Here is a 15,280-nt window from a genome sequence, read left to right as displayed (position 1 = left end):
CCCGAGGCCGGCGTCCTAGCCGCGGGCAGGGGGCTTCGCGCCGGTGGCCCGCTCTCGCATGGCCAGCTCGATGGTGCAGCCGGCCGTGTCGGAGCTGACGTCGAGCCACTCACAGATCTGATCGGTCATCCACAACGAGGTGCCGGGGCGGGTGGCCGCCCGTGGCCCGTAGAACGCCGGGCCGTCGACGGGCCGTTCGCTGTGCAGCGTGCACACCACCCGGCCCGCCGCCGGCCGCACCCACACGGCCGCCCGGTCGATGCCGTGCTCGAGCAGGTAGGCCACGGCCTCGCCGACAGCGATGCCGAACAGCGTCGCGGTGTCCTCGGACCGCAGCAGAACACTCGCCCGCTCCAGCACGTGGCGCCGCACGGCGACCAGGTCGCCCTCGAAGCGGAAGCAGTCCTCGGCGGTGTGCGGCAGCGTGGCCGCCGCGGGTCCGCCCGCCTCCTCGGGCGCCCTGAACTGCGCGGACGACCGGATCTCGCCGTCCACGACGTACTCGGGATGCGTGCGGCGGGCCACCTCGACCACAGCGGGACCGGTGGTCCTCGTGTCGTAGGGGCAGATCATCCAGATCCGGGTGCCGGTCAGCGCCACGTTGAACTCCGCCTCGGCCAGCAGCCAGGCGGCTTCGTCGCCGGAGCCGACGGCCCGGGTGGGTTCGGCGAGGATGCGGACCGTGCCGGTCGGCGCGGTCGACCGGTGCCGGCGCCAGTAGCGGTGCAGCGCATCAGCCAGCTGCGACGGCCGCCGGCCGAAGTAGTCCGACTCCGCGAAGGCGATCCGGTCGGCATCCGCGCCCATCACCGTGTGCAGCAGCCGGAGGTTGCCCGCCGTCGTGGTGACCAGCACCGGCTCACCCCGGCGCAGCCCGTTCTCCGCGAACGGAACGGCCATCGCGAGGAACTCGGCGTCGCTGCCGTAGAGGCAGCCCTGGTGCCGGAAACCTGGCTCCACCGCGCTTTCCCGCGCCGCGGCAGCCGCCGGGGTGTTCGTGCACACCGAGCCTCCTGAGGATTTCTTCGCCGGTTGTCCATTCGATCGCGTTTCCACGTTTCCCACGGGACCGCTTGCGGACGACTGGGAGCGTACCGGCAAAAGCGCGGTCCAGCCATCACGCGACGAATCTTTTACACCCGTTCGGACCATTTATCCCCGCGCCGGTCCGCGGTGGACACAACCGTCGTCGGCAAGCCCCCTCGAACCACGGTGACCGCCTGCCGAAACCGCTGTCACGCAGGGAACTCGGGCCAGATGTGTCTCCTCCGGCCATGCGCCGGACAGTAGTGTCCCCGGCCGCGCCGACGGCGGGCCGGGAATGATCTCACGCTCACTCGTTCGAAAACAATTCGCCGCCATTACGAGCAGATAATGGGAATTGTTCGCAAGTCGCTGGTCGATTTTTTGTCACGGGTTTCGGGCACCAGCTCGAGCTGCGCGCCGGGATCCTGGTGCCGATCCGCGGCGCCCGCCCCGAGGTGGCCGGCGACCGGCTGGCATCCTTCTCGGGGTGACCGACTTCGCGTTCAGTGCCGCTGCCGGAAGCGTCGTCGGCGGGCGCTACTCGGACAACTTCGACGTCGTCCACCTGACGCGGGACCCGTTGCTCGCGGTCGTGGCGGACGGGATGGGTGACGGGGACGGCAGCCGCGCGGCCGGCCGTACCGCCGTCGATGTCGTCACCGACCGGATCCGCGCGGCCGGCGAGGCCCTCGACGCGGGGAGGCTCCGGGCCGCGGTCGCCGAAGCCCAGGTGCGGGTCGGGGCGGCCGGACGGCGGATCGGCCAGTTGACCGGCTGCACCCTGACCGCTCTGGCAGCGTCGCCGGCCGGACTGTGGCTGGTGCAGATCGGCGACTCCCGCGCCTACCGCCTCCGAGCCGGCCTGCTGGAGCAACTGACCGTCGATCACACCATGGCGTGGCTCGGTGCCGTCAACGGCTGGTACGCGTTCGATTCGCCCGAAGCCCGCTCCGCCCGCTACCAGCTGACCCGGTACGTCGGGCACGACGCGCACCCCGAACCGGACGTGCTCAACCTCGCCCCGCGCCCCGGTGACGTCCTCCTGCTGTGCAGCGACGGCGTCAGCGACCAGGTACCCTACCCCCGGATCCGGGAAGTCCTGCAGTGGGCGGCCACGCCGGACCGGCAGGTGAGCCGGCTGCTCGCGGACACCGAAACCGCAGGCGGGGACGACAACGCCAGCGCGGTGATCGTCCAGGTGACCGCGGGAGATCCGCCGGCCGGGTCCTGACCGGAGAAGGGCACCCGGAACTCCCCGCTCCCCCGGCGCTGACCGGTCAGCCGGAGACGATCCGCCGGAAGGTTTCCCGTTCCCGCCGCGAAAGCGGCACCCGCGGGACGTCCGCCGCGGGCCGCGGCACCGGCACCACCACCGCGGGCTCGAACGGCGGGACCGGCGACACCAGCACCCAGCCCACGCCGGTCAACGCCCTGGCGAGCGCGCGCACCAGGCGCCTCATCAGCCGGCCGCGACCGTGACCGGGTGGCGGACCACCGCGCCGAAGAGGTACCCCTGCGTGTTGTAGGGCGCGACGTCCGGCTGGCGGGCGCCGGTGATGTCGGTGGCGCGCGCCCGCAGCGTGTACGCCCCCGCCGCGCGCGGGCGCCACGGGAACTCCCAGCGCAGCCACCCGCGATCCGGCGCCGGCCCGATCGGCTTCGCGCGCTCCCAGGTCGCGCCGTCCGTGCTCACCTCGACCCGCCGGATCCGGCCGTGGCCGGACCAGGACCGGCCGCGCAGCACCTGCCGCTCCCCCGCCGCCAAGGTCGCGCCCCACGGGAGCTCGAACGCGCTCTTCACCACCTGTTCGGTGACCACCGTGCCCTCGGCCGGATAGTCCGGGCCCAGCAGCCGGTAGTACTGCGTGTTCCACGGCGACACCAGCGGCGTCGCCGACACCTCGATCCGGCCCAGCCACTTGATCGACGCAATCCCGGCCCACGACGGCACCACCAGCCGCACCGGGAAACCGTGGTCGGGCGGCAGCGGCTGCCCGTTCATCTCGTACGCCAGCAGCACGTCCTGCAGCGCCTTGCCCACCGGCAGCGGCCGCCGCACCTTGCCCAGGTTCACCCCGCCCGTCACGTAGTCCGGATCGAGCCCCTCCGGGAGCACGTCCACGGCGTCGTGCGACAGCCCGGCCCGGGCGAGCACCGTCGCGAGCCGGACACCGCGCCAGCGGGCGACCCCGACCGCGCCGAGCTTCCACGCCGTCCCCCCGACGGTCTGGCCCTGCTGGCTGGTGAAGAAACTCCGGCCGTTGCCCGCGCATTCGATGAACGCGGTGAGCGTCTCGGACGGCAGCGCGCGCAGATCGCGGTAGGTGAACCGGACCGGCCCGCCGCGCAGCCCGGAGCCGAACAGCTCGAGCCGCCAGGTGGCCGCGTCCAGCACCGGGGTCGACGTGTGGTCGCGGACGAAGAACCGGTCGACCGGTGTCAGGTAACCCTGGCCGCGCATGGCTTCCCACCGCGTCTCGGCGTTGGTGCCGTAGACGTCGAACAGCTCCGGCGGCAGCGGCTTCACGATCGGCCCCGCGGCCGACGCCGCGGGAGCCGCCGCCCCGGTCGCCGCCAGTGCGAGTCCGCCGGCCGCCGTCAGCCGCAGCAGATCACGCCGGTTCAGCCCCGGCATGCGCGCCCGGCCGGCTCGCCACTGCCCGGCACGCACCCGGTCGTAGGCGGTTTCGTCGTTCAACGCCGTCATGCGGGCATTCTCGGGATCCCGTTGCCGGACGGCCAGCACGTCCACACAGCGGAACGAGAGCGCTCACACCGTGAGCGCGCGGCGGCGGCGAACCGCTCGAACACCGCGCGCGCCTGTGCCCACACGTCGGTCTGGTCCGGGGTCTGTACCTGACCGCCGAAAGCGGCCATCTTCGCGGCCGCGGCGACGCAGGCTCATCGCTGGTTTTCCTTGCTGCAGAGGAAGTCTCGGTCCAGAGCCATGCAACCGGCCGCGCCGGCGCGGGACAAGACTCCTACTACTCAGGTTCCCGGCACCGGACCCAAGGAGGTAGCGCCGCCTCCCGCAACCGATCGAAACCCGGCCCCGATCGATGGGTTAGCCGGATCGCCGAGGGGTAGCCGCCCGGAGATCGAACAGGTCCCGGGGGTGCCACACCTGGTCCTCCGGCAGGGCGCAACCGGATACGGAGGCTGACCATGACGCGCTGACCGCGCTCGGCCCGGCCCTCGCCCACCGCGGCGGGCCCCGGCGGCGACGGCTCGCCGGGGGTCACCGGCGCCGTCGCCGGAAGCACCGCGCCGGACCTGCTGACCGCCGTGCGGCCACTCGCGCGGACCACACCGGTTCCGCGCGGTCGGCGCGGGGCACCCGCAAAGGAGATTCCGTGGAACTGACCGCAGCGACCACCATCCGCAAACCCGCGCCGGACGTCTTCGCGTTCTGGCGCGACCTCGAGCACCTTCCGGCGTTCATGGCGCACGTCGAGCAGGTCCGCACCACCGGCGACCGGACCAGCCACTGGACCGCCGCTGCCCCGTTCGGCCAGGACGTCGAGTGGGACGCGGAAATCACCGAGGAGACGCCGGGCGAGCGGATCGCGTGGCGCTCGACCGGGAAAGCCGCCGTACCGAACGCCGGCACCGTCTGGTTCACCCCCGCCCCCGACGGGGAGAGCACCGAGGTGCACGTCGTCCTGGCCTACGAGATCCCCGGCGGCGCGGTCGGCAAGGCCGTCGCCGAGTACTACGGCGAAGAACCGCACCAGCAGCTCGACGACGACCTGCGCCGCCTCAAGCAGGTCCTGGAAACCGGCGAAGTCGTCCGGTCCGACGGCGCCCCGTGGGGCAAACGGCCCGCGAGGAATTCCCGCAGCGCCCGGCACAACCGCTGTCGGACGCCGAACTGGAAAAGGGAGCGGACGCATGAGGGCCAACACCTGGTCGGGCCGCAACAAGGTCGAGGTCCGCGAGGTTCCGGACCCGAAGATCCTCAACCACCGCGACGCGATCATCCGGATCACCTCCACCGCGATCTGCGGCTCGGACCTGCACCTGGTCGACGGGTACGTCCCCACCATGCAGGACGGCGACGTCCTGGGCCATGAGTTCATGGGCGAAGTGGTCGAGGTCGGTCCGGGCGTTGACGCGGGCCGGCTGCGCGTCGGGGACCGGGTCGTCGTCCCGTTCCCGATCGCCTGCGGCGCGTGCGCCGCCTGCGCCGCGGAACTGTACTCCTGCTGCGAGAACTCCAACCCCAACGCGGGGATCGCGGAGAAGATGTTCGGGCACTCGGTCGCCGGGATCTTCGGCTACTCGCACCTGACCGGCGGCTTCGCGGGCGGCCAGGCCCAGTACGCGCGCGTGCCGTTCGCCGACGTCGGCCCGATCAAGATCGAGTCGGACCTGACCGACGAGCAGGTGCTCTTCCTCTCCGACATCCTGCCCACCGGCTACATGGGCGCCGAAATGTGCGACATCACCTCCAGCGACGTGGTCGCGGTCTGGGGCGCCGGCCCGGTCGGCCAGTTCGCCATGGACAGCGCCCGGCTGCTGGGCGCGGCGAAGGTCATCGCCGTCGACAAGGAGCCGTACCGGCTGCGGCTGGCCGAAGAAGCGGGCCACCTCCCGGTGAACTTCGAGGAGGTCGACGTCCGGTCCCGGCTGCTGGAGCTGACCGGCGGCCGCGGCCCCGACAAGTGCATCGACGCCGTCGGGCTGGAAGCCACCCACGGCAGCTCGCACATCGCCGCCTACGACCGGGTCAAGCAGGCCGTGCGCTCGGAGACCGACCGCCCGCACGCGTTGCGCCAGGCGATCCTGTCGTGCCGCAGCGGCGGCGTGGTTTCGGTGATCGGCGTGTACGGCGGCCTCGTGGACAAGTTCCCGGCCGGTGCGTGGATGAACCGGTCACTGACCCTGCGGACCGGGCAGTGCCACGTGCAGCGCTACATGCAACTGCTGCTGCGGCGCATCGAACGCGGCGAGCTCGACCCGACCCGGATCATCACCCACACGCTGCCGCTGGAGGAGGCCGAACGCGGCTTCGAGCTGTTCAAGAACAAGCAGGACAACTGCGAGAAGGTCGTCCTCAAGCCCTGATCGGTGAGGTGAACCGCATGACCGCACCACGCCAGGTGGCCGTCGGGGTCCTGGCCGACGAAGGGCTGCCGGAGCAGGTGATCACGACGATCGCCGACGAGCTGCCCCGGCTCCTCGCCACCGGGGTCGACGGGCGGACGCGGTGGCGGGTGGAGCACGAAGTCGACCGGCTTCCGCTGGACGAAGACGGCGAAATCCCGATGCGCACGCTGTCGCGGCAGCACCGCCACGACCGGGGCTGGGACCTGCTGGTCCTCGTCACCGACCTGCCGCGGCGCGCGGGCACGGACCCCGTCGTCGCCGGGGTCGACGCCGAGCACGGCGTCGCGATGATCTCGCTGCCCGCGCTCGGTGCCGTCCTCGTGCGGCGCCGGGCGCGGGCGTTGCTGGTGCGCGTGGTGCGGCACCTGGCGGCACGACGGCTCGGGATCGACGCCGGTCACGACCGGCCGGGAACGCTGGCGAGGCTGCGTGAGGTGCTGGCCCCGACGCGGCGGCTGCCCGGCGAACGCCAATCGTCGGCGACGCACCTCGCGCTGGTCGGCCTGCGTGGCCGGCTGCGGCTGCTGGCCGGGATGGTGCGGGACAACCGGCCGTGGCGGCTCGTCCCGCACCTCGCCGGCGCCACCGCGGCCGCGGCCGGCACCGCCGCCTACGGCATCATCACCAGTTCGTTCTGGAAGCTCGCGGACGCGCTGTCGCCGCTGCGGCTGACCGCGATCACCGTGGTCACCATCGTGGTCATGACGGTGTGGCTGACGGTGTACAACCACCTCTGGGACCGGCCCGACGAAGCCGCCGAGCGGCGCAAAGCGCTGCTGTACAACGTTTCCACGGCCGCCACACTGGCGATCGGGGTGGCGTGCATGTACGCGATCCTGTACGTGCTCGCCCTGCTCGCGTCGGTCGTCCTGATCGACAGCGGCTATTTCGCCCAGGCGCTGGGGCACCCGGTCGGCGCGGGCTCGTACCTGACCCTGGTCTGGCTGTGCAGTTCGGTCGGCATCGTCGCCGGCGCGCTCGGCTCGAGCCTGGAAGACGAAGAAACCGTCCGCAACGCGACCTACGGCCGCCGCGAGCGGGAACGCCAGGAACGAAACAAGCGTGGGCGGAGAGACCGGACGGCCGGGAAGGGGCCCTAGTGATCGCCGGCGTCGAGCCGGCTCAATGCGGCGCGGAGGAACGCATCCCGGCGTTGCCCGAGCAGGTCGGCGTGGAGATCCCCGCGGCCCTGGTCGTGGAGCGCCGGAACGCAGAACGCCATGTCGGCCAGGGTGCCCAGCGCCGCGACGACGTCCCAGTAGGCGACCCGCTCGGCTCGCCGCCCGGCCGCGCGCTGCCAGCCCTCCAGGACCTGCTCCGCCGCGGGCAGCCCGAACATCAGGGCCGCGTCGAAGCGCGCGCCGCCGAGGTCGATGCCCGGCGATCCGGCGCCGGCGCAGTCCCAGTCGACCAGGCCGGTGCAGCGGTCACCGGACCAGAGGGTGTTGCCGAACCACAGGTCACCGTGCACGAGGACGGTCGGGCCGCCGGGCGCGGGCAACCGTTCGAGACGTTCTTCCGCAGCCGTCAGCAGCGCGGTGGTGCCCTTTTCCCGCCGCTGGGCCGCGAAGTCGACGTCCGCGATCGAACGCGTCCGCAACGGCAGGGCAGCCCCGGGCGCCAACGGGACCGCCTGCAGCGCGGCGGCCGCGGCCCCCAGGCCCTGGAGCCGTTCGGTGGAGGCGACCGGGGGGATCCGGCTGTGCCCCGGCAGGACGGTCGTCAGCACCGCCAGGACGCCGGCCGCGGAACCGCCGAGATCTTCGGCGATCAGCCCGGCCGCGGGCAGCCGGTGGTCCCCCGCGACGCGCAGGGCCGCGACCTCGGTCGCGAACCGCTCGCGATCGCCGGGATCAGCGGGGTCCCCGAGCCGCAGCACGGCCGCCTCGACGCGGCCGCCCGGTTCGAACGTCAAGAGCCAAGGGTTGGCTCCCTGCCGCAGGCCGGTGGCGGTGGCCACCCGGGTGCCGCCGCCCACCACGTCGCTCACCCAGCGCCGGACCTTTTCGGGCAGCTCGTGCACCGTGATCACCCCCGTGTCGCACCCGATACCGAGCGACCACGATGACACGAGCGCTGCCGGGTTCGCCGTGGCGGTCAGCCTTCGGTGACGTCGAGCGGCTGGTTGTTCCGCCGCAGCAGGAACGCGGTCAGGACGCCGGCGACGGCGGACGCGACGCCGAGGACGGCGAGCGCGCCCTGCAGTCCGCCGGTGCCGGTACCGATCGCGGCGAGGGCCAGCGGGCACACGAACTCGCCGAGGAACAGCGTGCCGGTCCACAGGCCGGTGCCGCGGCCTCGCTGGTCGAAGGTGAGCCGGTTGACCGCCCACGTCAGCAGGGTCGGCAGCAGCATGCCGGTGCCGAAGCCGGTGAAGATCGCGCCGACGGTGATGACGGCCGGTGAGGCGGTGGCGAACACCAGGAGGAGGCCGACGGCGGCGAGCCCGAATTCGACCGGCAGCAGGATCCGGGGCGTCCTGCCGGACAGGCGGCTGAACACGATCGCTCCCGCGGCCGTCGCCAGCGACATGACCGCGGAGATAGCGCCGATGGTCCCGGTGGCGGTCACGCCGACGCCGGTGAGCACAAAGGACAGTTCGACGATCAGGGCGTAGAAGACGACGCCGCCGAACAGGGTGACGAGGCAGGGCGCGGCCAGCCGGCGCCAGGGCAGGCTCGTCAGGTGGCCGGCGGACCGTCGGTGCGGCTGCCAGAGCTTGAGCGCCATGGGGATCGCCAGCGGGGCGGCGACGGCGTACAGCCAGAACGGCGTGCGCCAGCCCGACGCGCCGAGCACGCCGCCGAGCGCCAGGAACACGGTGGCCGACAGGGTGGCGACCAGGGTCTGCAGGCCCAGGTAACGCGCCCGGCGCGGGCCGGACCAGTAGTCACCGATGAGGGTGGTGCAGCAGGTCATGATCGCGCCCTCGCACAGCCCGACGAGCACGCGGCTGGCCAGGATCGTGCCGAGTGAGTCCAGATAGAGCGGAGCCGTTCCGAACGCCGCGTAGGCCAGCATGGCCAGCAGCAGCACCCGTTTCCGGTCGATCCGGTCGGCGATGACGCCGGCGAACGGCGCGGTCAGCCCGATCAGCAGGGCCGGCGCGGTCAGCACGATCGGGACGAGGACGTCCGCGCCGGGCGTGTCCGCGAACGCCCGGGACAGCTGCGGCAGGACAGGGGCGATGAGGACGGCGCCGAGCACCGACAGGCAGCTTCCCGCGAGCAGCAGGAGCAGCTGGACCGGGCCGGCGGTCGCCCCTTGGCCGGTGGACGGGATGGCTGGTGACCGGTTCACGGCCGGGCTTTCGGGCATTTCGGCACCTGAGTTCCGTCGTTGGGTCAGGAAAGGTGCCGAAAGTGTGAGTTCCGCGGTGGGCGCAGCGGAAATCACTTCTGCTGAACCGCGGTATCAGCGCGATGGATGCTCGGCGACGCCGGCGGCGATCCGCGCCAGCAGGTCGCGGAGGTACTGGTGTTCGGGATCGTGTTCGTACATCGGGTGCCACCAGACCGCCTCGACCAGCGGCCCCGCTTCGAACGGGCAGGGCAGCGCCCGCACGTTCGTGTCGGCCGGGATGCGTTCGGCGAGCCGCCGCTGCAGCAGGGCCACCCGGCCGGTGCCGGCCACCAGGCCCGGGACGGTCAGGAAGTTCTCCGTGATCACCTGGACGTGCGGTTCGATGCCGAGGATCCGCATCTGCAGCGCGGCCGGGGTCGACGCGGTGGGGCCGTGGAAGGAGACCACCCACGGCATGGTCTGCAGCTGCTCCACCGTCAGCCCCTGCTCCACCGCCGGGTGACCGGCATCGACCAGGCAGACCCAGTCGTCGCGGTGGAGGTCCCGGTGCGGCAGGCCGTCGAGGAAGCCGTGCGGCAGCACCAGCAGGTCGATGCCGGTGAGGGCCTGGCGGGCGTTGTCGACGATCGCCGGGGTGTTGGCGATGAACCGCACGCGGGCGCCGGGCGCCTCGTGAGCCAGTGCGGCGGCCAGCGGGACGCCGAGGACCGCGACACCGTAGTCGGTCATGGCGAGGGAGAACTCCCGGACCGTGGTCGCCGGGTCGAAGTCGGGCTCGGCGGCGAACACGCGCTCGACGCCGTTCACCGCGGTGCGCACCCGGCCACGCAGCTGGACGGCCAGCGGCGTGAGGCGGTACTGGTTGCCGAAGCGGGCCAGCAGCTCGTCGCCGAAGTGCCGCCGCAACCGCGCCAGCTGGGCCGACACCGCGGGCTGGCTGAGGCCGATCTGCTCCGCCGCGCGGCTCACGCTGCGGTGTTCGAGCAGCGCGTCGAGCGTCACGAGCAGGTTCAGGTCCAGACTCGCCAGGTTCACCACCTCAGGTTATCCACCGGATGGATAGCTCGCATCACCTATTTCGTCTTCCCTGATGCTGTGGTCCGCCGCACAGTGAGCGGCATGGACCGCACCGATCCCGAAGCCGCGATCGCCGCCGCAGCCAAGCGCTGTTCCAACTGGGGCCGCTGGGGTGCCGACGACGTCCTCGGCACCCTCAACTTCCTCGACGACACCAAGCGCCGCGAAGGCGCGGCACTGGTCCGCCGGGGCGTCAGCTTCTCCCTGGCGCAGCGCTTCGACGCCGACGGCCCGCAGAAAGGCTGGCGGCGCCGGACCAACCCGGTGCACACGATGCTGGACACCGGCCTGGACGCCGAGCGCGGCACCCAGGGCTTCCCGCACGGCATCGGCGGCGCCGACGACGTCGTGTTCATGCCGCTGCAGGCGTCGACGCAGTGGGACGGGCTCGGGCACATCTTCGACCACGGCGTGGCGTGGAACGGCCGCCGGGCCGGGGACGTCGTGACCAGTGAAGGCGACCGCGTCACCGGGATCGAGACCGCGGCGGGCCGGATCGCCGGGCGCGGGGTCCTGCTCGACGTCGGCCGCGCGCTCGGTGCGGACGGCGAGCTGCCGGACGGGTTCGCGATCACCGTGGAACACCTCGAAGAAACCATGGCCGCGCAGGGGGAAACCGCGCGCGTCGGCCGGGGCGACCTGCTCCTGGTGCGGACCGGACGGCTCGCCCGGGCGCGGCGCGAAGGCTGGGGTGACTACGCGGGCGGCCCCGCGCCCGGGCTGTCGTTCACCACCGCGGAGTGGCTGCACGACACCGAAATCGCGGCGATCGCCACCGACACCTGGGGCTTCGAGGTCCGGCCCAACGAGTTCGATGACGCCTTCCAGCCGCTGCACCAGGTCGCCATCCCGCACATCGGGTTGTTCCTCGGCGAGATGTGGGACCTCGACGCACTGGCCGCGGACTGCGCCGCCGACGGCCGGTACGACTTCTGGCTGACCGCCGACCCGCTGCCGGTGACCGGCGCGGTCGGTGCGCCGGTCGCCCCGATCGCCGTCAAGTAGTTCCCGTACCGGACGAAGGAGTCCCCATGCCCGCCGTGCACACCGTCCTCGTGGTCGGCAGCGGTCTCGCCGGCACCGCCACGGCGATCCACCTCGCCGATCACGGCGTCGCGGTCGACCTGATCGAGATCAAGCCGGACATCGCCGCCATCGGCTCCGGAATCACCCTGCAGGGCAACGCCCTGCGCGAGCTGCGGAAGCTCGGTCTCTGGGAAGCCGTGCGGGCGCACGGATACAGCTTCGACAGCCTCGGCCTGCGTGCCCCGGACCCCGCCGGGACGCTGCTCGCCGAGATCCCCGACGTCCGGACCGGCGGCCCCGACCTGCCGGCCACGCTGGGGATGCCCCGGCCGGACCTGGCGCGGCTCCTGCACGAGCGCGCCGGTTCGGCCGGGGTCAAGGTTCGCTTCGGGCTCACGGTCACCGAGCTGGCCCAGGACGCGAGCGGGGCCGACGTCACCTTCTCCGACGGCTCGACCGGCCGTTACGACCTCGTCGTCGGCGCCGACGGGATCCGCTCGGCGGTCCGCCGGCTGCTGGGCATCGACCCGGGGATCCGGCCGACGGGCATGGGCATCTGGCGCGCGTTCGGCCCCCGCCCGGCTTCGGTGACCCGGACCGACCTGTTCTACGGTGGCCCGTCCTACATCGCGGGCTACTGCCCGACCAGCGAGGACACGCTCTACGCCTACGTCGTCGAGCACGCGCGGGACCGCAGCGGCCTGTCCCCCGCCGAACAACTCGCGACCATGCGTGAGCTCGCATCGGCGTACCACGGCCCGTGGGACGACGTCCGCGCCACGCTGACCGATGCGTCGCGGGTCAACTACACGCTGTTCGAGACCCACGTCCTGCCCGCGCCGTGGCACCGGGGACGCGTGGTGCTGATCGGCGACGCCGCCCACTCGTGCCCGCCCACCCTGGCCCAGGGCGGCGCCCAGGCCCTCGAAGACGCCGCGGTGCTGACCGAGCTGCTGCTGGCGTCGGAAACCCTCGACGACCGCGTCTGGACCGAGTTCACCGGACGTCGCTGCGCACGAGCGGCCACGGTCGTCGCGGCGTCCGTCCAGCTCGGACAGTGGCTTTTGGACGGCGAACAGGGCGACGTGCCCGGGCTGATCGCCCGGATCGCCGCGCTCGTCGGCCGGCCCGCCTGAACCTACGGAGGAGAACGAGATGATCACGCACCTGCGGCACGTCGACCTCGCCGTGCCGGACCTGGCCCGCCAGCGGGACTTCTACACCGGCGCCTGGGGCCTGAAGACCGAGCACACCGACACCGGCGTCGCGTTCCTCGCCGCGGAAGGCTCGCCCGAGCAGTACGTGGTACGGCTGCGCGAGGCCGCCGACAAGCGGATCGACCTGATCGCCTTCGGCGTCGCCACGCCGTCCGATGTGGACACCCTCGCCGCCCGGCTGGCCACCGGGGGCGTGACGCTCGTCCACGAGCCCCGGGCGCTGCACACCCCGGGCGGCGGCTACGGGTTCCGGTTCTTCGACAACGAGGGCCGCACCATCGAGATCAGCGCCGACGTCGCCGTCCGGGCCCACCGCCGGATCGAAGCCGGCGAGGCGGTCCCGGTCCGCCTGTCCCACGTGGTGATCAACTCGACGAACCCCGAGGCGACCCGGGCCTTCTACGAAAAGCACCTGGGGTTCCGGCTGTCGGACATCCTGATGCACCCGCGGATGGGCGAGATGATGTGGTTCCTGCGGGTGAACTCGTGGCACCACAGCATGGCCATCGCGCGCTGCCCGCACCCGTCGCTGCACCACGTGTCGTTCGAGATGCGGGGCCTGGACGAGTACATGCGCGGGACCGGACGGCTGCTGCGCGCGGGCGTCGAGAAGATCTGGGGCCCGGGCCGGCACCTGGCGGGCAACAACACCTTCAGCTACTTCCTCGACCCGCACGGCAACACGGTGGAGTACACCACCGAGCTGGAGCTGGTCGACGAGGACACCTGGCACCCGCACCTCTACGACTTCAGCGACCCCGAGGTGTCCGACCAGTGGGGCACGGCGAACGCGATGAACGAGTTCGTCGCGCAGCGGTCGTTCAACGACCCCGACAAGGGCCTGTTCGTCGCCCCGCCGGTGTGAGGAGACCCCGATGAAGTTCGCGACCGTCGAGGAACCCGGCGGCGCCGTCCGCTGCGGTGTCGTCGAAGGCGAAATGCTGCTGCGCCTGCCTGCCGGGGCAACTGTGCTGGACCTGATCCGCTCCGGCGCGCTCCACGAGGCAGGTGCGCAGGCCCGCGCCACGGGTGACGCGGTGCCGTTGGCCGGACGGCGGCTCCTCCCACCGCTGGAGCCGCCGTCCGTGCGGGACTTCGTCGCGTTCGAGGAACACGTCGAAGGCATGGTCGCCCCGGGGTCCGTGCCGCCGGAGTGGTACGAGGCACCGACGTTCTACTTCACCAACCCCTGCGCGCTCGTCGGCGCGCACGACGACGTGCCGGTCCCGCCGGGCTCCCGGCTGTTCGACTTCGAACTGGAGGTCGCCGCCGTGCTGGGCCCGGACGGGATCTGCGGCTACACGATCCTCAACGACTGGTCCGCCCGCGACCTCCAGCGCCGCGAGATGAAGGTCAACCTCGGGCCCGCCAAGGGCAAGGACTCGGCCACGACGCTCGGGCCGTGGCTCGTCACGGCCGGCGAACTGGAGCCGTACCGCGACGCGGAGGGCTTCCTGGCCCTCGACATGCGGGTGGCGGTGAACGGCGTCGAAGTGGGTCGGGACCTGCTGTCCAACATGGGCTGGCCGTTCGAGGAACTGGCCGCCTACGCCGGCCGGGGCACGCGGCTGCGCGCGGGCGACGTCCTGGGCTCCGGGACCTGCGGCAACGGCGGCTGCCTGGCCGAGCTGTGGGGACGGCGAGGCGAGCGGACACCGCCGCCCCTCGAACCCGGCGACGTCGTCGAGATGACCGTCGAGGGCATCGGGACGATCCGCAACACCGTCGTCGCCGGGGTCGACCTGCCGCCGGTCCGCCGGGCCCGCTCCCGCCATCCCCGGAGGCGGTCGCGGTGACCGGCGGCAAGGTCGTGCTCGTCACCGGTGCGGCACAGGGCATCGGCGCGGCGGTCGCTCGGCTGCTCGCCGCGGAAGGCGCCCGCGTGCTCGGGGTCGACCGCGCCGAGGACCCCGGGCTGCCCGGCGTCGAGCACCACCGGCTCGACGTCACCGACGACGCCGGCTGGACCGAGCTCGCCGCGGGCCTCGACCGGGTCGACGGGCTCGTCGCCGCCGCGGGCATCACCTGGCGGACGCGGCTCGGCGACCTGGCCGCGGCCGACCTGGCGCGCGTGCAGGACGTCAACGTCGGCGGCGTCCTGCGGGCGGTGCGGGCGGTGGCGCCGCTGATGCCGTCCGGCGGGTCGATCGTCGTGACCGGCTCGGCCGCGGCGCTGACCGGGCACTACTCGCTGGCCTACACCGCGAGCAAGTGGGCGCTGCGCGGTTTCGTCAAGGCCGCCTGCCTCGAACTGGGCGGCCGGGGCATCCGCGTCAACGCCGTGCACCCGGGGTACATCGAAACCCCGATGACCGCTTCGGCGCCGCCCGGGTTCCGGGCCGCGAACGTCGCCGAGACCCCGCTCGGCCGCACCGGGACCGCCGAGGAGGTCGCCGCCCTCGTCGCGTTCTTGATCAGCGACGCGGCCTCCTACATCTCCGGCGCCGAAATCCCCGTCGACGGCGGCATGACCGCGCACGGCGGCGTCAAGTCGATCAGCGAAGCCGCTTTGACCTGAGAGG

14 protein-coding genes and 1 pseudogene are annotated in these 15,280 nt (G+C 72.6%); 9 read left to right on the top strand and 6 right to left on the bottom strand.

Annotated elements, in window-relative coordinates; genetic code table 11:
• Nucleotides 1-15 precede the first annotated feature (15 nt).
• Nucleotides 16-1,005, bottom strand: a complete 990-nt coding sequence (locus ACWED2_RS14175) for an anti-sigma factor RsbA family regulatory protein (protein WP_449690876.1) — start codon at nt 1,003-1,005, stop codon at nt 16-18.
• A gap of 508 nt (nt 1,006-1,513) precedes the next feature.
• On the opposite strand from ACWED2_RS14175, the gene ACWED2_RS14170 reads away from it, so the two are divergent.
• The gene (locus tag ACWED2_RS14170; protein WP_449690875.1) at nt 1,514-2,257 is read left to right on the top strand and encodes a PP2C family protein-serine/threonine phosphatase; all 744 of its coding nucleotides are present in this window, start codon (nt 1,514-1,516) and stop codon (nt 2,255-2,257) included.
• A 46-nt stretch (nt 2,258-2,303) separates the two neighbouring features.
• On the opposite strand, the gene ACWED2_RS14165 is transcribed toward ACWED2_RS14170, so the two are convergent.
• Both ACWED2_RS14165 and ACWED2_RS14160 read right to left on the bottom strand, forming a co-directional pair.
• Nucleotides 2,304-2,486, bottom strand: a complete 183-nt coding sequence (locus ACWED2_RS14165) for a hypothetical protein (protein ID WP_449690874.1) — start codon at nt 2,484-2,486, stop codon at nt 2,304-2,306.
• Complete coding sequence (locus ACWED2_RS14160) at nt 2,486-3,733, bottom strand: sulfite oxidase (protein ID WP_449690873.1); 1,248 nt, start codon at nt 3,731-3,733, stop codon at nt 2,486-2,488. The genes ACWED2_RS14165 and ACWED2_RS14160 overlap by 1 nt, the downstream gene beginning before the upstream one ends.
• Before the next feature lie 646 nt (nt 3,734-4,379).
• Here ACWED2_RS14160 and ACWED2_RS14155 point away from each other — a divergent pair.
• The 3 genes and pseudogenes from ACWED2_RS14155 to ACWED2_RS14145 all read left to right on the top strand — a co-directional run.
• A pseudogene (locus ACWED2_RS14155) lies at nt 4,380-4,742 on the top strand (SRPBCC family protein); the annotation flags it as partial.
• A gap of 175 nt (nt 4,743-4,917) precedes the next feature.
• A complete protein-coding gene (locus tag ACWED2_RS14150; protein WP_449690872.1) occupies nt 4,918-6,093 on the top strand; it encodes a zinc-dependent alcohol dehydrogenase in 1,176 nt (391 codons plus the stop codon).
• Nucleotides 6,094-6,110: 17 nt separating this feature from the next.
• On the top strand, nt 6,111-7,235 hold the full coding sequence (locus ACWED2_RS14145; protein ID WP_449690871.1) for a hypothetical protein: 1,125 nt from the start codon (nt 6,111-6,113) through the stop codon (nt 7,233-7,235).
• On the opposite strand, the gene ACWED2_RS14140 is transcribed toward ACWED2_RS14145, so the two are convergent.
• The 3 genes from ACWED2_RS14140 to ACWED2_RS14130 form a co-directional block, all read right to left on the bottom strand.
• Nucleotides 7,232-8,158: a phosphotransferase family protein gene (locus ACWED2_RS14140; protein ID WP_449690870.1), complete on the bottom strand. Its 927-nt coding sequence runs from the start codon at nt 8,156-8,158 to the stop codon at nt 7,232-7,234. The two genes, ACWED2_RS14145 and ACWED2_RS14140, sit on opposite strands and share 4 nt — an antisense overlap.
• A gap of 74 nt (nt 8,159-8,232) precedes the next feature.
• A complete protein-coding gene (locus ACWED2_RS14135; RefSeq protein ID WP_449690869.1) occupies nt 8,233-9,453 on the bottom strand; it encodes an MFS transporter in 1,221 nt (406 codons plus the stop codon).
• A gap of 96 nt (nt 9,454-9,549) precedes the next feature.
• The gene (locus tag ACWED2_RS14130) at nt 9,550-10,473 is read right to left on the bottom strand and encodes a LysR family transcriptional regulator (protein ID WP_449690868.1); all 924 of its coding nucleotides are present in this window, start codon (nt 10,471-10,473) and stop codon (nt 9,550-9,552) included.
• Between the two features lie 84 nt (nt 10,474-10,557).
• On the opposite strand from ACWED2_RS14130, the gene ACWED2_RS14125 reads away from it, so the two are divergent.
• Genes ACWED2_RS14125 through ACWED2_RS14105 form a run of 5 tightly spaced genes read left to right on the top strand, consistent with a single transcriptional unit; the run spans nt 10,558 to nt 15,276 of the window.
• Complete coding sequence (locus ACWED2_RS14125; protein ID WP_449690867.1) at nt 10,558-11,520, top strand: cyclase family protein; 963 nt, start codon at nt 10,558-10,560, stop codon at nt 11,518-11,520.
• Between the two features lie 26 nt (nt 11,521-11,546).
• On the top strand, nt 11,547-12,677 hold the full coding sequence (locus ACWED2_RS14120; RefSeq protein ID WP_449690866.1) for an FAD-dependent oxidoreductase: 1,131 nt from the start codon (nt 11,547-11,549) through the stop codon (nt 12,675-12,677).
• A gap of 19 nt (nt 12,678-12,696) precedes the next feature.
• Nucleotides 12,697-13,623: a VOC family protein gene (locus tag ACWED2_RS14115; RefSeq protein ID WP_449690865.1), complete on the top strand. Its 927-nt coding sequence runs from the start codon at nt 12,697-12,699 to the stop codon at nt 13,621-13,623.
• A gap of 10 nt (nt 13,624-13,633) precedes the next feature.
• Entirely contained in the window at nt 13,634-14,554 is a 921-nt protein-coding gene (locus tag ACWED2_RS14110; RefSeq protein WP_449690864.1) for a fumarylacetoacetate hydrolase family protein, read from the top strand.
• Nucleotides 14,551-15,276 carry an SDR family NAD(P)-dependent oxidoreductase gene (locus tag ACWED2_RS14105; protein WP_449690863.1) on the top strand — a complete coding sequence of 242 codons (726 nt, stop codon included), beginning with the start codon at nt 14,551-14,553 and terminating at the stop codon, nt 15,274-15,276. Before ACWED2_RS14110 ends, ACWED2_RS14105 begins: the two co-directional genes overlap by 4 nt.
• Nucleotides 15,277-15,280 lie beyond the last annotated feature (4 nt).

The sequence above is a fragment of the Amycolatopsis sp. NPDC005003 genome (assembly GCF_053600695.1).
Note: the sequence above shows the minus strand (reverse complement) of the source record. Positions and strands in the feature narration are given on the sequence as shown.